Source organism: Nonomuraea sp. NPDC050540, assembly GCF_044457485.1.
Lineage (GTDB): Bacteria > Actinomycetota > Actinomycetes > Streptosporangiales > Streptosporangiaceae > Nonomuraea.
Window position 1 is genome coordinate 688,156 of record NZ_JBITHA010000001.1, and the last position, 20,620, is coordinate 708,775.

The 20,620-nt window shown below is 71.5% G+C and carries 16 protein-coding genes; 9 read left to right on the forward strand and 7 right to left on the reverse strand.

What is annotated here, in order from left to right:
- Positions 1–250 precede the first annotated feature (250 nt).
- The 5 genes from ACIBI5_RS03145 to ACIBI5_RS03165 all read right to left on the reverse strand — a co-directional run bounded on the left by ACIBI5_RS03145 (position 251) and on the right by ACIBI5_RS03165 (position 7,398).
- On the reverse strand, positions 251–1,066 hold the full coding sequence (locus ACIBI5_RS03145) for an MOSC domain-containing protein (RefSeq protein ID WP_397242600.1): 816 nt from the start codon (positions 1,064–1,066) through the stop codon (positions 251–253).
- Between the two features lie 230 nt (positions 1,067–1,296).
- On the reverse strand, positions 1,297–3,675 hold the full coding sequence (locus ACIBI5_RS03150) for a protein kinase (RefSeq protein WP_397242602.1): 2,379 nt from the start codon (positions 3,673–3,675) through the stop codon (positions 1,297–1,299).
- A 158-nt stretch (positions 3,676–3,833) separates the two neighbouring features.
- Complete coding sequence (locus ACIBI5_RS03155; protein ID WP_397242604.1) at positions 3,834–5,222, reverse strand: DUF1116 domain-containing protein; 1,389 nt, start codon at positions 5,220–5,222, stop codon at positions 3,834–3,836.
- Positions 5,219–6,526, reverse strand: a complete 1,308-nt coding sequence (locus tag ACIBI5_RS03160; RefSeq protein ID WP_397242606.1) for an FdrA family protein — start codon at positions 6,524–6,526, stop codon at positions 5,219–5,221. The genes ACIBI5_RS03155 and ACIBI5_RS03160 overlap by 4 nt, the downstream gene beginning before the upstream one ends.
- Positions 6,523–7,398: a DUF2877 domain-containing protein gene (locus tag ACIBI5_RS03165; protein ID WP_397242608.1), complete on the reverse strand. Its 876-nt coding sequence runs from the start codon at positions 7,396–7,398 to the stop codon at positions 6,523–6,525. Before ACIBI5_RS03165 ends, ACIBI5_RS03160 begins: the two co-directional genes overlap by 4 nt.
- 130 nt (positions 7,399–7,528) lie before the next feature.
- Between ACIBI5_RS03165 and ACIBI5_RS03170 the strand changes: the two genes are divergently transcribed.
- The 9 genes from ACIBI5_RS03170 (at position 7,529) to ACIBI5_RS03210 (ending at position 17,467) form a co-directional block, all read left to right on the forward strand.
- Positions 7,529–9,142 carry a PucR family transcriptional regulator gene (locus ACIBI5_RS03170; RefSeq protein WP_379635093.1) on the forward strand — a complete coding sequence of 538 codons (1,614 nt, stop codon included), beginning with the start codon at positions 7,529–7,531 and terminating at the stop codon, positions 9,140–9,142.
- 11 nt (positions 9,143–9,153) lie between these two features.
- Entirely contained in the window at positions 9,154–9,363 is a 210-nt protein-coding gene (locus ACIBI5_RS03175) for an RNA-binding S4 domain-containing protein (RefSeq protein WP_397242610.1), read from the forward strand.
- Positions 9,364–9,450: 87 nt separating this feature from the next.
- Positions 9,451–10,758, forward strand: a complete 1,308-nt coding sequence (locus ACIBI5_RS03180; protein WP_397242612.1) for a uracil-xanthine permease family protein — start codon at positions 9,451–9,453, stop codon at positions 10,756–10,758.
- Between the two features lie 150 nt (positions 10,759–10,908).
- Complete coding sequence (locus ACIBI5_RS03185) at positions 10,909–12,264, forward strand: uracil-xanthine permease family protein (RefSeq protein ID WP_397242614.1); 1,356 nt, start codon at positions 10,909–10,911, stop codon at positions 12,262–12,264.
- The gene (locus ACIBI5_RS03190; protein WP_397242616.1) at positions 12,261–13,139 is read left to right on the forward strand and encodes an FAD binding domain-containing protein; all 879 of its coding nucleotides are present in this window, start codon (positions 12,261–12,263) and stop codon (positions 13,137–13,139) included. The genes ACIBI5_RS03185 and ACIBI5_RS03190 overlap by 4 nt, the downstream gene beginning before the upstream one ends.
- Positions 13,136–13,615, forward strand: coding sequence for a (2Fe-2S)-binding protein (locus ACIBI5_RS03195; RefSeq protein WP_397242618.1), 480 nt, complete (start codon positions 13,136–13,138; stop codon positions 13,613–13,615). Before ACIBI5_RS03190 ends, ACIBI5_RS03195 begins: the two co-directional genes overlap by 4 nt.
- The gene (cutA, locus tag ACIBI5_RS03200; RefSeq protein ID WP_397242620.1) at positions 13,612–15,963 is read left to right on the forward strand and encodes an aerobic carbon-monoxide dehydrogenase large subunit; all 2,352 of its coding nucleotides are present in this window, start codon (positions 13,612–13,614) and stop codon (positions 15,961–15,963) included. Before ACIBI5_RS03195 ends, cutA begins: the two co-directional genes overlap by 4 nt.
- Before the next feature lie 197 nt (positions 15,964–16,160).
- Positions 16,161–16,907: a leucine-rich repeat domain-containing protein gene (locus tag ACIBI5_RS03205; RefSeq protein WP_397242622.1), complete on the forward strand. Its 747-nt coding sequence runs from the start codon at positions 16,161–16,163 to the stop codon at positions 16,905–16,907.
- Positions 16,908–17,044: 137 nt separating this feature from the next.
- Complete coding sequence (locus ACIBI5_RS03210; protein ID WP_397242624.1) at positions 17,045–17,467, forward strand: hypothetical protein; 423 nt, start codon at positions 17,045–17,047, stop codon at positions 17,465–17,467.
- Positions 17,468–17,529: 62 nt separating this feature from the next.
- Here the strand turns inward: ACIBI5_RS03210 and ACIBI5_RS03215 are convergent, their stop codons facing one another.
- Positions 17,530–18,816 carry a hypothetical protein gene (locus ACIBI5_RS03215; protein WP_397242626.1) on the reverse strand — a complete coding sequence of 429 codons (1,287 nt, stop codon included), beginning with the start codon at positions 18,814–18,816 and terminating at the stop codon, positions 17,530–17,532.
- Entirely contained in the window at positions 18,813–20,273 is a 1,461-nt protein-coding gene (locus ACIBI5_RS03220) for a PQQ-dependent sugar dehydrogenase (protein WP_397242628.1), read from the reverse strand. Before ACIBI5_RS03220 ends, ACIBI5_RS03215 begins: the two co-directional genes overlap by 4 nt.
- Positions 20,274–20,620 lie beyond the last annotated feature (347 nt).

Below are 20,620 nucleotides of genomic sequence, written 5' to 3' on the forward strand. Positions count from 1 at the left end.
GAAGTGTCCCATACCACCGGAAAGCTGCTATTTACGGGCTGGGTGGGGTGGGTGTGGGGGATCGGTGGGCGACCTGCCCGGACGTCCTGATGGACGGGTTTGTGGGGTGAGAGTTGCTGGTGGGCGGATCGGCTGATCGGGTGTCGTCTAGACGACCCGTCCGGGCTTTGGCAGCGCCCGTGCCGGAGTTGCCCGCTCGTGGGGTGTCTTCGCGCCCGGGGTGGTTCCTGGGCGGTGTGGGTGAGGCTGCCTACAGGGGGGTGACCGGGTCGTTCAGGCTGATGTGGCCGGGGGCGTCGGGGATGAGATTGATGCCGAACCAGACCTTGCCGTCCCACTTGCGGTGCCTGGACAGAGTGCGGATGGGTTCCTTGCCCTTGGTGTAGGTGCCCGGGTCGATGGTGGTCAGGACGCAGCGGTCACAGCCCTTGGTGACACGGAAGTCGAGGTCGCCGATGCGTACCCGCTTCCACTGGTCCTCGGCGAACGGCTTCGTCACCCCGTCCACCACCACGTTCGGGCGGAAGCGGCGCATCGGGAGAGGTTCCGGCAGATCCTCGCCGCGCTCGGCGGCGGTCTCGGCGATCCAGTCGTTCAGCTGGGCGAGGGAGGTCGTGGTCGTGAGATGCAGCGGGTAGGCGTCGGCCAGGCTGACCCGGTCGTCCGGCCTGCTGTACTCGGGATCGATCGGGCGGCGGGTCGGGTCGTCGAGCCACTTCAGGCGGGCCGGGCGATCCAGCAGCGCCGACAGCCAGGCGGCCGCCTCGTCGCCGCAGTCGCGCAACTCCACGACGGTACGCACGACCGTGACAGCGGTCATCGACGCGGCCGGCCGTACCAGGAGGGGGTCGGCGTGCGGGCCGGTCAGCGTCAGTGTGCCGCCCGCGACCTCGGCCCGGCAGGCGAGCAGCATCGGGAACTGGCGCGCGGTGATCATCTCACCATGCTCGTCCACCACCAGGTACCGCCGATCATCGGCCAGCCCCCACGGCTCCACCTCGGTGCGGTCGAGGTCATGACCCTGGGTGGACTTGATCGGATAGACATGAAGCGCGTGCACCCTCATGTCCGCACCGTACAGGCCGGCGTTCCCTTCACGGTACGCCCGCCGAAACGCGGTACCGGAAGCCGCGACCAACCCGCCCGGGTGTCCGCCTCACGGACCGGCCCCATCCCGGCGGGCTCCGCCGCCCGGGTCTCCGGGTGGAGATCGTCGTGATCCGGACGGGCCGCGAGGGGCGCCGGGGCCGGCCAGGGGTGCACGGAGCCCGCCGGGGCGGTGCAGGGGTGTGCGGATCAGGTGGCGGGGCGAAAGGTGTTCAGGAAGGTGTTGCGGGTTTCGGTCTGGTCGTCCCACTTGAGCTCGGGGATGGCGAAGGTGATCTTGTAGGCGGCGGCATCGTCGATGCTGACGAAGCGGGTCAGGGCGTGCATGGGGACGCCGTTCCCCAGCGCGTAGGTGTACTCCCAGTCGGCCGACTTCCAGCCGCGCCACTCCAGGGCCTGGAGCTGTACCTGGATGTAGCCCTCGACGCCGCCGTCCGCCTCCTCCTTGGACAGTTCGGCCACGCCGCCGTCCGGCTGCGGGGCCGTCTGCTGGACGGTGATCTTCATGCCCGAGTCCTTGGGGCCGGTGAACGTGGCGCCGCCGCTGGTCGTCGCCGCCTTCCACGTGCCGGGCAGGGCCGCGGTGAAGCCGGCGGCGGTGTGTTCCTTGTAGCCGTCGGGGACGGTCGCCACCGAGGGCTCCGGTGCCGTGCTCGACGACGATGTCGGCGCGCCGCTCGCGGTCGTGGGCGGGGTGGGGGTGCCACCCGAGGTCAGGAGCCAGATCGCCACCGCCGCCGCGCCCACGCCGGCCAGGGCGGTCACGATGAGGCGCGCGGTGGGGCGGCCGTCGCGCATCCACCCGGAACCGTCGTCGGCCGGTCGTCTGCGGCTCCTGGTCAGGCGTTCCGGCGCCTTCGAGTCACGGCTCGCGCCGAGGCCGCGGGACAGATCCCTGGACTGTTCGCGTAGGTCGTCCGCGGAGGCCAGCGGCCAGGGCGCGCTTCGGACGTCGCTGGTCAGCGGCAAGATCGGCTGAGGCCCCGACACACCCCCGAACGTCGGCTGCACGATCCCCGGCCCCGACACCGACTCCAGGGAGGGCGGCCCGGAGGGCGAGCGCAGGTCGTGCGAGCCCGACGGCGAGCGCAGGTCGTGCGGGCCGGAGGGGGTGCGGAGGTCGTGCGGGCCCGAAGGTGAGCGCAGGTCGTGGGCGCCCGGCCCGGAGTGGACACCCGGCCCGGGGTAGGCACCTGATCCCGTGCGGGTGCCTGGCCCGGAGTGGGGACTCGGCGCCGGGTGGCCGCCGGACGGTGCGTGGCCGCCCGGCTGTGGATGGCCGGTCAAGGGGGAGTGGCCGGTCGAAGGGGAGTGGCCGGTTGATGGGGAGTGGCCGGTGGTTGGGGGGCCGGGGGTGGCGGGTGGGAGGTGGGGGAGGGGGTCCTGGGTGCCGGTGAGGGAGTCGTAGCCGCCCGCGGGGAGCGGGCCGGAGTGGCTGGTGAAGGCGTCGAAGGATCCGGGCTGCCGGATCTGCTGCGTGTTGTGGCTGCCGGAAGGGCTGTCGAGGCCGTCGTAGGGCATGACGTAGCCGCCGGACGGGCTCTTCAGCGGGTCGTACGGCACGCGTACCGGCCCGGAGGGCGTCTCCACGATCCGCGACGGCATCGGCCCCGACGGCGGCTCCAGCGGAGGCAGCAGCCCGACCGGCGTCGGGTCGGCCCGGGTGGGCAGGCCACTGGCCTCGGGGCCGCGCGGCGGCCGGGAGCCGTGGGCGTGCAGGACCTTCTCCAGTTGCTCGGCGACCTGGGCGGCGACCATGCGCTCCGCGGGGTTCTTGCGCAGGAGGCCCTCGATGACGCCCAGCAGGGCTCCGGCCCGCTGCGGCCTGATCGGGTCCTGGGTCAGGACGGCGCCGAGGACGGCGATGGCGTCGGGCCCCTCGTACGGCGGGCGGCCCTCGACGGCGGCGTACAGCGTGGCGCCGAACGACCACAGGTCGGCCGCCTGCGTGATGGGCTGGCCGGACAGCCGCTCCGGCGGGATGTAGGCCGGCGAGCCCATGAGCAGCCCGGTCTGGGTGATGGTGACGTCGCCCTCGATGGCGGCGATGCCGAAGTCGGTCAGGACGACCCGGTCGGAGGTCAGCAGTACGTTGCCGGGTTTGACGTCGCGGTGCAGGATTCCGGCGGCGTGCGCGTGCCGCAGCGCGTCGAGGACCCGGATGCCGATCTCGGCGGCCTGGATGACGGGCAGGGGGCCGCTCTGCCGTACGGCCTGCTCCAGCGACCACGCGCGGACCAGTTCCATGACGATCCACGGCCGCCCGTCCTCCTCGACGACGTCGTGGACGGTGACGATGCCGGGGTGGGTGAGGCGCGCGGCGGAGCGGGCCTCGCGCAGCATGCGGCGGTTGGCGACCTGGGTGCCTGAGTGGTCGAGGCCGTAGGGGAGGATCAGCTCCTTGACCGCGACGGCGCGGTCGAGCAGCACGTCATGGGCGTGCCACACCATGCCCATGCCGCCGCGCCCCACCGGCGACATCAGGCGATAGCGCCGGCCGATCAGTCGGCCCTGGCTCTGCGGAACGCCCTCGGCGCCTGGCCCGCTGAGCACGCGGTCGGCTGACATCTCCCGCCCCCATCTCCAGCCTCATCGGTAACACGATACTTCTAGATTATGAGGTTCGACACGATATAGGCAGTTGATTGACGAACGGAAGTTGAACGCTGGCATATCGTCTAAAAGTGCTGTCTGACCTGCGCAAACGTGGTATTTGAATGGATCACTTACTGAATTGCGGCCCGCTTGGTCAATGCCGCCAGCGCTTTGGTGAACGCCTCGGCCGGAGGGCTCACCAGCCCCGCGCCCACCTGCCCCGTCCCCGCCACGCGGCCCGCGATCCCGGTGTTGACCACCGGCAGCACACCGGTCCTGGCCACGAGCGTGACGTCGATGCCCACCGGCGTCCCGCGGAACCCCAGACCCGGGATCTGGTAGGCGGGATGCTCGGCCAGCGTGATCTCGTACATGGACCGGGTGGCCGCCACCGCGTCCCCCACCTCGCCGCCCACGAAGCGCACGATCGCCGGGGAGGCCGCCATCGCGAAGCCGCCCAGGCCCGCCGTCTCGGTGATCGTCGAGTCGCCGATGTCCGGGTTGGCGTCGGCGGGGCCGTACGCGCCGAGATAGAGGCCGTCGGGCACCCCAGCGGGCCCCGTGAACCACCGCGAGCCCAGCCCCGAGACCTGCACCCCGAAGTCGGTGCCGTTGCGCGCCATCGCCACCACCAGCGACGAGCCGGGGATGTCGCGCGCCGCGTCCGTGCTCGCCTTGGCGGCGGCCATCCCCGCGTTGAGGAAGAAGTGGTCGTTGCCGCCGGCGAAGCGCAGCACCTCGGCCGCCGTGCCCGGAGCCGACTCGACCAGGGCCGGGGCCAGCTCGCGCAGCAGCAGGGACGTGGCGGCGCGGTTGCGGTTGTGGAGCTCGTCGCCCATCTGCAGCGCCTGCGCGATCAGCGCGCCCAGGTCGATCGGCCCGCTCACCCGCAGCGCCGCCGCCAGCGCGGGGCCCAGCACCGCGTCCATCCAGCGCAGCCGGTCGAGCACCTCGGGTCCGTAGGCGCCGTAGCGCAGGACCTTGCCCAGGCCCTCGTTGAGCGAGCAGTACGCGGCGCCGCCGTGCTCCTCGTCGCGTACCTCGAACATCCACATCGACGGGCTGACCACGCCCGCCATCGGGCCGACCGCGCGGTGGTGGTGGCAGGGTTCGAGCGCGATCCGGCCCTCGGCCAGCAGGGTGGCGGCCTCGCGTTCGCCGGTGGCCCAGCCCTCCAGCAGCGTCGCGCCGATCAGGGCGCCGCGCATCGGCCCTGACGCCCGGTCCCAGGTGATGGGCGGGCCGGCGTGCAGAAACGTACGCGCCGGGAGGTCGAGCGCCTCCGCGGCCCGCCGTACCCCGGCCAGGTGGGGGCGCGCGGAGGTCAGGCGGCGAACGGCCCGCTCGTTGGCGGCGGCCCGGCGCGGATCGGCCAGCACCCGCGTCAGCGCCTCGGCGGTGCCCGGCAGCGGCGGCCGCCACGCGACGGCGGTCCGCGGCACCGCCTGCGCGTCCAGGGCCTCGCCCAGAAGCTCGGCGCCGACCGTGATGACCCGTGGCGGGCCGGACAGAAGGCTCACAGCAGGCTCCTGGCGTGCCGGGCGGCTTGGGCGTTGGAGGTGAAGACGGCGGCGCCGGCCTCGCGGAAGGCGGCGGCCTGCCTGCGCAGGTCCTGCGGGTCGCCCTCGCTGCCGATCAGCGCCACGACGACCGTGGCGGGGCAGCGGGCGACGGCGTGCGCGTAGGAGGCGGCGGGATCGGGGTCGGCCCCGTGGCCGAGCACGACGTCCATCAGCACCACGTCCCCCTCCGCGACCGCGGCCAGCGCCTCCAGCCGCAGCGTCGGGTCGATCATCGGGTGCGGCCGGCCGCGCGTGTAGGCGTCGTCGCCGTAGTCGACGAACTCGCCGGTGCCCGCCACGCCCTCGGCCTCGGCGCAGAGCGTCCCGCCCGAGTAGATGCCGCGCAGCGTGCCGGTGGCCGTCCTGCCCGCCCACGCGGGCCAGGCGGGCCACTCGGGCACGGCCCGCCCCAGTTCCTTGAGGACGCGCTCGGCCGTGGCCGTCAGATCCGCCGACGCCTCCACGAACCTCTTCGCCGGTACGGCCGGCCGTACCGCGGGCTGCTTGGACACCAGCACGATCAGCTCGGTGGCAGGATCATCGTCCAGCATCGCGAGCGCCCGGTTGGCCGAGCGCCCGCCGACCTCCGGTGACAGGTCCCGCCCGCCGACGCCCAGCACGTGGCTGACGCCGACCCCGGCCAGGTCCAGCAGGCACGACAGCTGCTGGGCGCCGGTGCCGGAGGCGGCCACGATGCCCACGGGGCCGGGCCGCAGGACGTTCGCGAAGCCCAGGCCCACCCCGGCGATCACCGCGGTGCCGCAGTCGGGCCCCATGACCAGCACGCCCTTCTCCGCGGCCAGGTCCTTCAGCGCGACCTCCTGCTCAACGGGCACGCCGTCGCTGAAGACCATGACCGGCAGCCCCGCCTCGACGGCGTCGACCGCCTCCGCGAACGCGTGCTCGCCCGGCACCGACACCAGCACCACCCCGGCCTCGGTACGGCGGGCGGCCGACCGGGTGGTGAGCGGCGGCTGGTCGCTGTCGGCGGCGGCGACGGGGGCGTGCGCGGACAGGAGCGCGTCGAGCTCGGCGTGGGCGGCGGCCGCGCGCTCGCCCCTGACCGCCACCAGCAGGTCGGCCGGGTCGGCCGCGGGCAGCTCGAAGCCCAGGTCGCGGGCCAGATCGAGGTTGAGCGGCGTGGCCATGGCGACCACGGCCACCTCCACGCCGTCGAGGTCGGCCAGGGTCTTGCTGATCCGCATCAGCGTGACGGAGTCGCGGTAGACGCCCTTGCGCAGGACCACCTCGTCCGCGCTCACCTGGCAACCGCCAGCGCGGGCGGCACCGGGTCGGCGGCCAGCGCGCGGACGGCCGCCAGCCCGATCCCGATGCCCTGGGCCAGATCGGCGCCCGAGGTGTGGCCCAGGCGGCACAGCCTGGACACGGCCGGGTCCAGAGCGCCGCGGCCGGTCAGCGCGCGCAGCACCCCGGTCACCTCCGGGCACGACTCGCCGCGCGCGGCGCAGTGCAGGAGCGTCGCGGACAGCGGCGTGGTCCTGGTGCGGGCGTCGTAGGCGACGGTCGCGGCCAGCCAGTCGGCCAGCCAGACCGCCCGCTCCACTCCGGCGGCCCTGCCCAGGTGGCGCAGGGTCACCAGCAGCCCGGCCAGGACGTCGTCGCCGCTCGGGGTGAGTCCGGGGCCGAGACCCATCAGCTGCTCGGCGGCGGTCACGACGCCCAGGAGCCGGCCTCGGCCGCAGGACTCGGCCAGTAGTTCTATCGCCTGGTGACCGGCCAGGCCGGGTGCCGGGCGTACCGGATCCAGGGATACGGCCAGCCGTACCGGATCGACGGGAGGCAGGGGCGGGGCGGGGTCCCACCAGCGGCGGGCGCGCAGACTGAGGCGGCCGAGCTCGATCGTGCCCTCGCCCACCGACGCGTCGTCACCCACCGTGACGTGCGGCAGATCGGCGGCGAGCAGGACCGAGTTGGGCAGGCGGGTCGCCTCGCCGGTGATGATCGCGATCACCGACGGTTCCAGATCGGTCCTGACCTCCAGGTAGATGCCGGCCGGGAACGCGGCGAGCACGCGGGCGCGGCGTCGCGGCGACTCCAGGACCGGGCGCACAGCGGCGCTGGCCGCACCGGTCACGTGGGTGCGGGCACGCCTGGGATGTGTACTGACCGTCACCGGGCCTCCCTTCCGACCTTGGACCTGACCGTAGAACGGCCCCACGACACCCCGTACGGAGAAATTTGCCAACAGTGACGGAGAAGGTTGGCTCTTCCTGACAGACCGCTTCTGGGGTCACAATCACCACATGGAGCCCCCCGTTCGCCTGGCCAGCACGGGCACGATCATCCACGGAGTCTCCGTCGGGGAGGTGCTGGGCGTCTCGACCCTCGCCGACGCCCGCCTGATCGCCGGGGAGAGCGGGCTCGGCCGCATCGTGCAGCGCCTCAACGTCATGGAGGTGCCCGACATCCTGGCCTGGGTGAAGCCGCACGAACTGCTGCTCACCACCGGCTACCCGCTGCGCAACACGCCGCAGTCGCTCGGCCGGCTCGTCGCCGACCTCGACGAGCGCGGGCTGGCCGCGCTGGCCATCAAACTCGGGCGCTACGTGGACGAACTGCCGGGGGAGATGGTCGAGCAGGCCGACCGGCTGGGGTTCCCGCTGATCATCCTGCCGAACGACGTCGGCTTCGACGACATCCTCAACCAGGTGCTCACCGACATACTCAACCGGCAGGCCGCCGTCCTCGCCCGCGCGGAGGAGGCGCACCGGGCGCTGGTGCAGGTCGTGCTGGCCGGTGGCGGGCTCAACGAGGTGACCGCCGAGGTGGCCGCGCTGCTCGACGTCGCGGTGGCCGCCGTCGACGGCAGCGGGCGGGTGCTCGCCGCCGCCGGGCCCTCCGACCACGTGGCGGCCTTACGCGAGTCGATCGCGCGCGAAGGGCCGCCGGCTCCGGCGCCCGTCGACCTCCCCGGTACGGCCGGCCGTACCCTGGCCTCGGTCCCCGTGGTCGCCGGCGGGCACCACCACGGCCGGATCATCGCCTACAGCCCGACCGGCGCGATCCGCGACAGCGACATCGGCATACTCGAACGCACCGCCACCGTCGCCGCCCTGGTCGTCACCCGGCAGGAGGCGGTCAACGCGGTCGAGAGCAAGTACCGCGCGGACTTCCTGCGCGACGTCCTCACCGGCCGGGCCGGCGGCGCCGAACGCATCAGCGCGCGGGCCCGCGCCTTCGGCTGGGACCTGGAGCGGCCCGTGACCGTCCTGGTGGCCGAGCTGGACCCCGACGGCGACGAGCGCAGCGCCCAGGACCGCATGGTCAACGGGTGGACCGCCGCCGTGCGCAGGCACGACCCGCGCGGCGCCGTCGCGGGCTTCTCCCACGAGGTCGTCGCCGTCGTGGACGCCGCCCTGGACGCCTCCCGCGTGGCCAAGGACGCCGCCGCCGCCCTGGCCGACGCCCTTCCCGCCACGTTCTCGACCGGGACCTCCCGCCGCTGCACCGCCCCCGCGACCCTGCCCGAGGCCTACTCCCAGGCGCTGAAGGCGGCCAGGGTCGGGCGCCAGCTCCACGGCCCCGGCGCGGTCGCCCAATTCGACCAGCTCGGCGTGTACCGGCTGCTGTCGCTGGTCAACGACACCGACGAACTGCACGCCTTCGTCCGCGAGACCCTGGGCCCGCTGGCCGGCGACGACGACGCGGAGAACGGCGACCTGCGGCGTACCCTGCAGGTCCTGCTGGAGACGAACCTCAACGTGGCCGAGACCGCGCGCAGGCTGCACTTCCACTACAACACGCTGCGCTATCGGATCGGGAAGCTGGAGCGCATGCTCGGCAACTTCACCGAGGACCACCACCTGCGGCTCAACCTCACCCTGGCCCTGCACGTCCTGCGGATGCGGGGCATCTAAGCTGGGCCGTTGTGGACCTGGACTTCGAGCTGAACTCTGACTTCATCCCGCTGTGCGACCTGCTGAAGTACTGCGGGGTCACCGAGACGGGCGGCATGGCCAAGCACCTGATCGCGGAGGGGATGGTCTCCGTCGACGGCGAGGTCGAACTCCGCAAGACCCGCAAGATCCGCTCCGGCCAGGTGGTCGCCGGAGACGGTTTCACCATTCACGTGGCCTGAAGACGCCGCGTGTCACTCCTGCCTCTATTGTGCTCTCCGACATCAAATAGGAGACATCTCCGCTGGTGAGAGGCAAGGGCAGGCAAGATGGCGTTCGGGTGGAAGCTGCACGGCGACGGGAAGCGGCTCGCGCCGGGTGAGGTGGTCAAGCCGGACGAGCGGCTCACCTGGCCCAGGATGATCGGGTTCGGCGCCCAGCACGTGATCGCCATGTTCGGCGCGACGTTCGTGTTCCCGCTGGTCATGGGGCTGGACGCGAACCTGGCCGTGATGATGTCCGGCGTCGCGACGATCCTGTTCCTGCTGATCGTGCAGGGGAAGGTGCCCAGTTACGTCGGCTCCAGCGCCTCGTTCGTGGGCGCGGTGGTGGCGATCAGGGCCGCGGGCGGCGACAGCGCCACGGTGACCGGGTCGCTGCTCGCGGTCGGGGTGGTGCTGGCGCTGGCGGGCCTGGCCATCCACCTGCTCGGGGTCCAGGTCATCCACCGGATCTTCCCGCCGGTCGTGACCGGGGGCGTGGTCATGCTGATCGGGTTCGGCATGGCGTACGTGGCGGCGGACGTCTACTGGCCCCAGGATCCCTGGGTCGCCCTGCTGACCATGGCGGCCTCGTTCGTGTTCATCGGGGTCCTGCGCGGGTTCCTCGGCCGGATCGGGGTGCTGCTCGGCCTGGTGTTCGGGTTCGTGCTGTCGTGGGCCTGGGACCTGATCGGCGGGCCGATCACCGCGCCCGGCGGCGACGGCAAGGTGAGCGAGCACCTGCGCGTCAACCTCGACGCCGTCGCCCAGGCCGACTGGATCGGGCTGCCCAAGCTGCACGGGCCGGTCTTCGAGGTCTCCGCGGTCCTCGTCTGCCTCCCCGTGGTGATCGCGCTCATCGCGGAGAACGTCGGCCACGTCAAGGCCGTCGGCGAGATGACCGGCGCGGACGTCGACCCGTACATGGGCCGCGCGGTCATGGCCGACGGCGTCGGAACCGTGGTCGCCACCTCGGTCGGCGGCTCGGCCACCACGACGTACGCCGAGAACATCGGCGTCATGGCCGCCACCCGCGTCTACTCCACCGCCGCCTATTACATCGCCGCGGTGATCGCGATCCTGTTCGGCCTGTGCCCGAAGTTCGGCGCGCTGGTCGCCGCCACGCCCGGCGGCGTGCTGGGTGGCGTCACCACGATCCTCTACGGCATGATCGGCCTGCTCGGAGCCAAGATCTGGATCGAGAACAAGGTGAACCTGGCCGAGCCGGCCAACATGGTCCCGGTCGGCGCCGGGATCATCTGCGCGATCGGACCGGTCGCCTTCCCCATCACCCAGACCTTCTCGCTCGGCGGCATCACGCTCGGCACGGTCGTCCTCCTGGTGGGATACCACGTGCTCAGGGCGGTGCGCCGGTAAGGCCGCCTCTGGTCATCGGCCCAGCTTTGGCAGATCATGACGGTGTAGGACAGTGACATCGGGCCTAATGTGCCCGACAAGCAAGGAACCGCCGCGGAGGAGCCTGCGGGGCGGCCACCGAACCGACGGCCCGGTAGAAAAGGGGCTCTCATGGTTTTGGGTTGGACCAAACACGGCGACGGAAAACACCTGGCTCCCGGCGAGGTCGTCAGGCCCGACGAGCGCCTGACCTGGCCGAGAATGGTCGGGTTCGGCGCCCAGCACGTGATCGCGATGTTCGGCGCCACCTTCGTCTTCCCGCTCGTGATGGGCCTGGATCCGAACGTGGCCATCATGATGTCCGGTATCGCCACGATCCTCTTCCTGCTGATCGTGAAGGGGAAGGTGCCCAGCTACCTGGGCACCAGCGCCTCGTTCGTCGGCGGCGTGATCGCCATCAGGGCGCTCATGGGCGGCGACACCCCGGCGGCCGACGCCATCGTCACCGGCGCGATCCTGGTGGCGGGGATCGTGCTGGCCCTCGCGGGGCTGGCCATCCACTTCCTCGGCGTCCAGGTCATCCACCGGATCTTCCCGCCGGTCGTGACCGGCGCGGTCGTCATGCTCATCGGGTTCGGGCTGGCGTTCGTCGTGGCCGACGTCTACTGGCCGCAGGACCAGTGGATGGCCCTGATCACGATGGTGATCACGTTCGTGGTGATCGTGGCGTTCAAGGGGTTCATCGGCCGGATCGGCATCCTGGTCGGCCTGGTCGCCGGATTCCTGCTGTCATGGGGCTTCGACAAGGTCTTCGGGAACGTCACCGCGTTCAACGCCGCCACCGGCAAGATCGACACGCACCCGAGGGTCAACCTCTCCTCCGTCGCCCAGGCCGACTGGATCGGGCTGCCGAGCTTCCACGGGCCCGACATCAGGTTCGGCGCGGTCCTGCTCGTCCTGCCCGCCGTGATCGCGCTGATCGCGGAGAACATCGGCCACGTCAAGGCCGTCGGCGAAATGACCAAGACCGACGTCGACCCGTACGTGGGCCGCGCCGTCGCCGCCGACGGCATCGGCACCGTCGTGACCAGCGCCGTGGGCGGCTCGCCCACCACCACCTACGCCGAGAACATCGGCGTCATGGCCGCCACCCGCGTCTACTCCACCGCCGCCTACTACATCGCCGGCGTCGTCGCGATCCTGTTCGGCCTGTGCCCGAAGTTCGGCGCCTTGGTCGCCGCCACGCCCGGTGGCGTGCTGGGCGGGGTCACGGTCATCCTCTATGGGATGATCGGCCTGCTCGGAGCCAAGATCTGGGTGGAGAACAGAGTGGACTTCGCCGACCCCGTGAACATGGTGCCCATCGGCGCCGGCATCATCCTGGCGATCGGCCCGGTCGAGCAGATCATCACCGAGGAGTTCCGGCTGCAGGGCATCGCGTTCGGCACCATCGTCGTGGTCGGCGGCTACCACCTGCTGAGATGGATCGCCGGCCGGCCCGCCGAGATCAGGGAGACCGCCGGGTGAAGCCCGCCCCGTTCGAGTACCACGCCCCCCGCGAGGTGGAGGCGGCCCTCGACGCCCTGGCCGAGGCCGGGGCCGAGGGCAAGGTGCTCGCCGGCGGCCAGAGCCTGATCCCCATGCTCAACATGCGCCTGGCCGCCCCGGCGCACCTCGTCGACATCAACCGGGTCGGCGCGCTGGCCGCCGTCGAGACCTCCGCGCGCGGGGTGCGGGTGGGCGCGCTGGCCAGGCACGCGCAGATCCTCCGCTCCGCGTCGGTCGCCGCGGTCCAGCCGTTGCTGCGGCAGGCCCTGGGGCTGGTCGCGCACCCCGCCATCCGCAGCCGCGGCACCGTCGTGGGCAGCCTCGTGCACGCCGACCCGGCCGCGGAACTGCCCGCCGTCCTCGCGCTTCTGGGAGGTTCGGTACGGCTGGCCGCCCGCGGCACCGAGCGCGAGGTGGCGGCGGGGGAGTTCTTCGCCGGCCCGATGGAGTCGGCGATCCGGCCCGGCGAACTGGCCGTGTCCGCGTTCTTCCCGGCCTTGGGCAAGCGCTCCGGGACCGCCTTCGTGGAGGTCGCCCGCAGGCACGGCGACTACGCGCTGGCCGGGGTGTGCGCGCTGGTCGTCCTGGACGAGGATCTGCGGGTGTCGGTGGCCCGGGTGGCGTGCATCGGGGTCGGCCCGGTGCCCCTCGTGGTGGATGTAACCGGGGACCTCGGGCACGGCACCGACTGGGTCTGCGCGGCGCGGGCCGTACAGGAGAAGGCGGAGCCGGAGGCGGACATCCACGCGACGGCCGAGTACCGGCGGCACCTGCTGGGGGTTCTGGCCGAGCGGGCGCTGCGCGCGGCCGCCCGCACCGCGGGCAGTGACGACGGCGAGAGGGAGAGCGGTTGAGCGGGCACGAGATCACGCTCGTCGTGAACGGGGTGGCGCGGCGGGTGAGCGTTCCGGCGCGGCGGCTGCTGTCGGACTGCCTGCGCCACGACCTCGGGCTGACCGGGACGCACGTCGGATGTGAGCACGGCGTGTGCGGGTGCTGCACGGTGCTGCTGGACGGGGAGCCGGTGCGGTCCTGCCTGACGTTCGCGGTCACGGTGGACGGGCAGGAGATCACGACGGTCGAGGGGCTGGCCGGGCCGGACGGGATGTCGGCGGTGCAGCGGGCGTTCGCGGAGTGCCACGGGCTGCAGTGCGGGTTCTGCACGCCCGGGTTCCTGTGCACGGTGACGGCGCTGCTCAGGGAGAACCCGGCGCCGACCGAGGAGGACGTGCTCGAAGGGGTGTCGGGCAACCTGTGCCGGTGCACCGGGTACCAGAACATCGTCAAAGCCGTGCACAGGGCGGCGGAGCTGATGACGGAGGAGTCGTGAGCACGCGGTTGTTCGGCGAGCCGGTCCAGCGGGTGGAGGACGCGCGCCTGCTGACCGGCCAGGGACGTTACCTGGACGACCTGGGCCGCGAGGCGCTGGCCGTCGCGTTCGTCCGCTCCCCGCACGCGCACGCCCGCATCCGCGACATCGACGTCACCGCGGCCCTCGACGTCGAGGGCCTGGTCGCCATCTACACCTGGGAGGACCTGCCGCCCGGGGTGGCCGAGCCGCTGCCCCTGCTCATCCCGCACCCGGCCCTCACCCACGGGCGCACCGCCCACCCGCTGGCCAGGGAGACCGTCCGGCACGTCGGCGAGCCCGTCGTCATGGTCGTGGCCACCGACCGCTACCTGGCCGAGGACGCCTGCGCGCTGATCGAGGTCGACTACGAGCCGCTCAAGCCGGTCGTCGGCCTGGAGGAGGCGGCGCAGGGCTCGCGGCTCGTCCACGAGGACGTGCCCGCCAACCTGGGCGCCCACCTCGTGCAGGAGGTCGCCTCGGCCGGTGGCGTGAGCGCCAGGGAGTGCATCGAGACCTCGCCGCACACGCTCGCGTTCCGCCTGGACATCGAGCGCAGCGCCAGCATGCCGCTGGAGGGCCGCGGCGTGTACGCCCGCTGGGACGGCCGCGACCTGCGCGTCTATTCCAGCACCCAGACTTCCACCAGCGTCCGGATGGCGATCGCCGCGAAGCTCGGGCTGCCGCTGCCCCACGTCGAGGTGATCGCGCCCGACGTGGGCGGCGGGTTCGGCGTCAAGATCGTGCACCCGTGGCCCGAGGAGGTCCTGGTGCCGTGGGCGGCCATGACGCTGGGGCGCGAGGTCAAGTGGGCCGAGGACCGGCGCGAGCACTTCGTCGCCAGCGCCCATGAGCGGGCGCAGGTGCAGTACGTGCGGGTCGGGTTCGACGACGCCGGGCGGGTGCTGGGGCTGGAGGTGACGATCCTGCACGACCACGGCGCCTACACGCCGTACGGGATCATCGTGCCGATCGTCACGTCCACGCAGCTGCTCGGGCCGTACAAGATCGGGTCCTACCGGGTGGAGTTCAGCTCCATCTACACCAATACCGTGCAGGTCACGCCGTACCGGGGCGCGGGGCGGCCGCAGGCCGTCTTCTGCATGGAACGGACGATGGACAAGATCGCCCAGCATCTTGGCATGGACCGGACCGAGGTGCGCGCGGCCAACTTCATCGGGCCCGAGGAGTTCCCCTACGACCAGCGCATGACCTTCCAGGACGGGCGGCCGCTCGTCTACGACAGCGGGAACTATCCCGAGATGCTGCGCATGATCAAGGAGCTGATCGGCTGGGACTCCTTCGAGCGTGCGCCGCATCGGGGGATCGGCCTCGCCTGTTACGTCGAGGGGACCGGCGTGGGGCCGTACGAGGGCGGGCATGTGCAGATCACCTCGGACGGGCGGGTGCACGTCTCCACCGGGCTGACCTCACAGGGGCAGGGGCACGAGACCGTGTTCGCGCAGATCGCGGCCAGCGAGCTGGGGGTGCCGATCTCGCGGGTCTCCGTCGTGACCGGGGACACGCGGCGGTTCGGGTATGCCGTGGGCACCTTCGCCTCCCGGGCCGCCGTGGTCAGCGGCAATGCCATCGCTCTGGCCTGCAGGAAGGTGCGGGAGAAGGCGTTGCGGATCGCGGCGGAGGCGCTGGAGGCCGACCCTGCCGATCTTGACATCGCCGACGGGCTGGTGCACGTGGTCGGCTCGCCGTCCGCGTCGATCCCGCTGTCCACCGTGGCGGTGCTGTCCAACCCGCTTCGCTACTCCTTTGACGCCGAGACCGCGAAGGCCACGCAGTTCTCCACCGCCGCTCCGACGGACCGGCCGCCCGTCGCCGACGGGGAGGAGCCCGGGCTGGAGGGGCGGGGGTTCTATTCGCCGCTTCGGTCCACCTTCGCGGCGGGGATGCATGCCGCGATCGTCGAGACCGATCCTGAGACCGCGGAGATCCGGATCCTGCGGTACGCGGTCGTGCATGACTGCGGGCGGCTGGTCAATCCGATGATCGTCGAGGGGCAGGTGCACGGCGGGGTGGCCCAGGGGATCGGGGGCGCGCTCTATGAGCGGATGGCCTATGACGCGGACGGACAGCTGCTCAACGCCTCGTTCATGGACTTTCTGATGCCTTACGCGAGTGAGATTCCGCGGATCGAGACGGCTCATCTGGAGACTCCCTCGCCGCTCAACCCGCTGGGGATCAAGGGGGCGGGGGAGGCCGGGGTGATTCCGGTGTCGGCGGTGATCGCTTCGGCGGTGGAGGACGCCGAGGGGTTCGACATCGATCGGATGCCCATCTCGCCGTCTGACCTTTACCATTTGCGGGAGCGCTAGGCTCCTGCGGCATGCGTGTCGATCTCGCCTGGCGTGGGCTGACTTCTGTGCCGGATCCTTCCGGGGCTTCCGTGTTGTTGCTGGATGGGAACCGGTTGACGGATGTTCCGGATTTTTCGGGATATAGCGGGTTGCGGGAGTTGCATCTTGACGGAAATTTGCTGACTCGGGTGCCTTGTTGCCCGCCGTACCTTGAAGTGCTTTTCCTGTACGGCAACGCCATCACCGCCCTCCCCGAACGGCTGCCCGGCGGCCTCAGGCACCTGGCGGTCGGCGGGAACCGGCTCACCTCCGTCCCCGACGCGCTGTGGGAGCTGACCGGCCTGGAGACGCTCAACCTGGCCGAGAACGCGCTCACCGAGATCTCCCCGGCGATCGGCGGGCTGGGCTCGCTGCGCATGCTCGACCTCGGCCACAACCGGCTCGCCTCCGTGCCCGCCACGATCGGCGACCTTCCCCTGACCGACTACCTGTACCTCAGCGACAACGGCCTCACCCAGGTGCCGGCGGCATTGGGCAGGCTGGACCGCCTGGCGTACCTCAACCTGACCGACAACCGCCTGGAGTCGCTGCCCGCCTCCCTCGGGGACATGGCCGGGCTGGTGGAGCTGCGCCTGTACAACAACCGCCTCGAAACTCTGCCCGCCTCGCTCGCCCGCCTGGGCCGGCTGCGGGAACTGCACCTTCGCGGGAACCGGCTGCGCGACCTGCCCCCTCTGCCGCCGGGGCTGATCCACCTCGACCTGCGGGACAACCTGCTGTCCCGGGTGCCCGCTCTGCCGTCCGGGCTGGTCGAACTCGACCTGCGCAACAACCGGCTGCGTACCCTGCCGGATGAGCTGCCACGGGGGTTGCGGAAGCTGGACCTGCGCTGGAACAAGCTCGAAGGCGACCCCCCGGTGCTCGACCACCTCCGCGCATCCGGCTGCACAGTACTCCGCTGACCCCTCCCACGCCCACACTCGGGCGTCGGCTCTGTCCAGCGTCTCGGGGTCTTGCTGAGGGTTGTGCTCTGTGCTTCCGGGCCTGGGTGGGTGATCTTGGGGTGAACTCTCGGGTCAGGGGGTGCGTATCTTCGCGCATGACGACATTTACGCGGCTGACCATCTGCGGGATCGCTGTCGCGCTGGCCGCGGCCTGCTCGCCGGGTGATGGGTCCGGGGGCGGTTACGTGGCCGCCGCCCAGAACCCGCAGCCCGTGGCGCTCACCGTCGAGGAGCTCGCCGCCAAGGTCGACTGCCGTCCGAAGATCCAGATCGATGCCACCGAACTCCGGCAGGGCCACTGCAAGACGGGCGACGGCGAGTTCTTCCTCACCACGTTCACCACCCAGGCGGGCAAGGACGCCTGGATGGACACCGCGCCCGAGTACAACCCCCACCTGGTCGGCCACCTGTGGACCGCGCTGTCCACCCGCAAGGTGCTCGACCGCATCAGGAAGCGGCTCGGCGGCGACCTCCATCTCAAGGACCACCGCACGCAGACGCCCACGCCGTCCCCCTGACCGGATTGCCGCCCCCGCGGACGACCGCCGGGCCGGTGTGGCGGCACCGGTCCGGCGGTGGCTCACCAGTGGCGGGCGACCAGGAGGTACTGGGCCAGCACCTGGCCCGGGGTGGCGATCCGGTCAAGGAACATGAGGCTGTCCATCCGGCAGTTGCAGGGGTTGCCTTCGCGGTTGTTCTGCGGGTAGCTGCCTCCGATCTTGATGCCGCGCGGGTCGGTCGGTGAGGCGAGGTCGGGTTCCGGCGGGCCTTCGATCGCCCACGGGTCGCCGGTCAGCGTGGAGAAGCCGGAGAGCGGGCGGCCGTTCTTGTACAGGCGCATGGTCGCGGTGTCGTAGTCGAACGTGGCCGCCAGGAACACCCACTCGCCCGGCGGCAGAATCTCCTGCCATGGCCGGTCGGCCGCGAATGTCTGCGAACTGCCGCCGTCCACCCGCCGGCCGAGCGCCACGACCCGCATCTCGCCGTTGACGGTGATCAGCTCCAGCAGCGCGCGTACGTCGTGCCCCTGCGAGTTGCCGCTCAGCACCCCGGCCAGGCCGATCGCGCCGTAGAAGTCGTCGGGGTTGGCGGAGTTGGAGTTCGGGCTGGGGTTCTGGCCGGTCATCTTGAACCAGCCCATGATGGTGGCTCCCCGGACGGCGTTGAAGGCGTTCAGCGTGGGCACGCCGGTGGGGGAGTAGACGCCCGCCTTCCAGTCGTCGCTGCTCGCCGTCGTGGGGCTGACCTGCCGCACCTGCACGGAGGTACGGCTGCCGCGGTGCGCGCCGTCCCGCACCCGCATGTCGGCTCCGCCGTTGACCAGGGTGATGCCGGTGCCTGAACGTCCCCGGTCCTGTTCCACGGCCGGGTTGGCGGGGTCGGGGTGCTCGAAGTCGTAGTGGGCGACCAGGTTGCGCCGCAGACCGGGTAGCACGGTGGGCCACCCCCACCCCTTCCCGGCGGCCTCCGCCCGCGCCTCCTCGACCTCGGTTCTGGCCGCCTCGACGTCATCCGTGGCTGGCGCCGGTTCGGCCTTCGCTGGGCCGGCCTGGGGGTTGCCCGCCGCTTCCCGCGCGACCGTCCCGGTCCCGGAGGTTGCCGGGGTCATTCCGCGCGCTGCGAGGCCGGAGGTTGCCCGGGTCGTTGCGCGCGTTGTGAGGTCGGTGGATGCCGGGTTTCCCGCCGTACCGGCGAGTCGCGCGGTGGCGGCGCGGCTGGACGGTTCTGTGGCGGTAGCCGGGTCGGGGAGCTGGGTGCCGGCGGCCGTGCCGGTGGGTTGCGCGGCGGTAGCCGTACCGGAGAGAGGGGTGGTCAGGGCGGTGGTGAGGAGGAGTGTCGTGAGGACGGACAGATGCCGAAATCTCATGACGGGAACTCCCAGCGCGCGCCCGTGATCTTCCAGATCTTGCCGTTCGCCTTGGACAGCACGTACAGCTCGCCGTGGCCGTCGCGGCCGAAGCGCAGGTCGACGCGGTTGCTGCCGGCCAGGTCCTTCATCGTCACCAGCTGGCCGGTGGCGGCGTCGCGGAGCTTGGGCTCGTACATGACCGCGCGGTCCTTGCCCCGGCGCATCTTCGAGGCGTAGGTGAACCAGATTCGCCCGTCGACGATGTCGCCGAACACGTACTTTCCGTACAGGAACGGCAGCCGCCAGCCGCGGTAGACCTGCCCGCCGACCACCGCGTGCCCGCTGTCGGCCGTGCAGGAGTGGCCGGGCGGCGGGTCGTGGTCGTATGCGGCTACCGGGTAGGTGTAGCCGTATTGGGCGTCGTCCGCGGGCAATGTGTACAGGTTGCAGCGGTCTTCCTTCTTGAAGACGAACGACCCTTCGCGCACGCTCCAGCCGAAGTTGTCGCCCGCGCGCACGTCGTAGATCGCCTCGATCTCGTGCTCGCCGATGTGGCCGAGGAACAGGCGGTTCGATCCGGCAGGGTCCCAGGAGAAGCGGTGCGGGTCGCGCATGCCGTACGCGTAGATCTCGCCGAGCGCGCCCGGCCGGGTGACGAACGGGTTGCCGGCCGGGATGCCGTATTTGCCGTTCGCGCTGTTCGTCCCGGTGGGATCGATGCGCAGGATCTTGCCCTGCGGTATGCCCAGATCCTGTGGGTTCGTGGTGGTCACGCCGCGTCCGCCGTCGCCGGCGGCCACGTACAGCAGGCCGTAGTCGGGGTCGCGGCGGCCGGCCGTGGGGTTGAAGTCGATCTGCTGGATGCCGTGGATGTTGCTGCCGAACCCGAGGCGCAGGATCTCGCGGCGGGTGCCCTGGAAGGTGCCCGCCCTGGGGTCGGTGGCCGTCCATTCGTCGATGACGCCGTGGACGATCGCGTTCGGCTGAGGTGTCAGGTCGGGCGTCTTCGTGGTGAGCGCCGCGCCGGCCTCGGTGTGGACGGTGTAGAACTTCCCGTTCTTCGCGAACTCCGGATGGAACGCCACAAACCCAAACCCACTCCCCAGGCCGCGGCCCGAGATGAAGTCCGGGGCGAACGTGGCGCCGACATCCAGGTACTCCTGCCACGTGCCCTTGTCGCGCAGGTACAGCTTGCCGTTGAGATCGTTGACGAACATCCGGCCGGAGCGGTCGGGCACCTGGCCCAAGTAGTTGATCCGCGCCCACCTGACCAGGCGCTGGTCGGTCGGGGCCGGCACCGGCTCCGTCTTCGGGAACTGCGCGAACTCCTCCAGCGTGAGAGTCAGCGCCGACGGCGTCGGCTTCTCGGGGATCGGGTCGTCGATGGGCCAATCGGGCTCCGCCACCGCCGGAGTCGTCGCCAGGACGGTCACGAGCAGCGCGGCGGCCAAGGTTCGGAGAGGTTTCACGGTCATGGCATCACCAGAGGGGGTTGAGGGTGGGTTCTGGGGGTTCGGGCGCTTCAGGAACAGCGCCTTCTGGTACGGCACGCGGTGTCGCCAGCCGGTGCCGCGCTCGTTCGACGGGATCGCCGGTGTTCGCTGGTTGGCCTGTGCGTCGGCCTGCCTGTGCGTCGGCCTGCCTGTGCGTCGGCCTGCCTGTGCGTCGGCCTGCCTGTGCGTCGGCCTGCCTGTGCGTCGGCCTGCTCGTCCGGGGTTTGCTTGTGCCGGGTCTGCTATGCCGGTCTGCTCCTGTTGGCCTGTTGGCCTGTTGGCCTGTTGGCCTGTTGGGCCGTGTTACCGGGGTTGCCTGCTCTGGAACT

Bases quoted from the DNA above. Each gene is read 5' to 3' on its own strand.
- ACIBI5_RS03220 (WP_397242628.1), bottom strand. From the start codon at position 20,273: ATGACCGTGAAACCTCTCCGAACCTTGGCCGCCGCGCTGCTCGTGACC.
- ACIBI5_RS03145 (WP_397242600.1), bottom strand. From the start codon at position 1,066: ATGAGGGTGCACGCGCTTCATGTCTATCCGATCAAGTCCACCCAGGGT.
- ACIBI5_RS03210 (WP_397242624.1), top strand. From the start codon at position 17,045: ATGACGACATTTACGCGGCTGACCATCTGCGGGATCGCTGTCGCGCTG.
- ACIBI5_RS03180 (WP_397242612.1), top strand. From the start codon at position 9,451: ATGGCGTTCGGGTGGAAGCTGCACGGCGACGGGAAGCGGCTCGCGCCG.
- ACIBI5_RS03215 (WP_397242626.1), bottom strand. From the start codon at position 18,816: ATGAGATTTCGGCATCTGTCCGTCCTCACGACACTCCTCCTCACCACC.
- ACIBI5_RS03150 (WP_397242602.1), bottom strand. From the start codon at position 3,675: ATGTCAGCCGACCGCGTGCTCAGCGGGCCAGGCGCCGAGGGCGTTCCG.
- ACIBI5_RS03185 (WP_397242614.1), top strand. From the start codon at position 10,909: ATGGTTTTGGGTTGGACCAAACACGGCGACGGAAAACACCTGGCTCCC.
- ACIBI5_RS03170 (WP_379635093.1), top strand. From the start codon at position 7,529: ATGGAGCCCCCCGTTCGCCTGGCCAGCACGGGCACGATCATCCACGGA.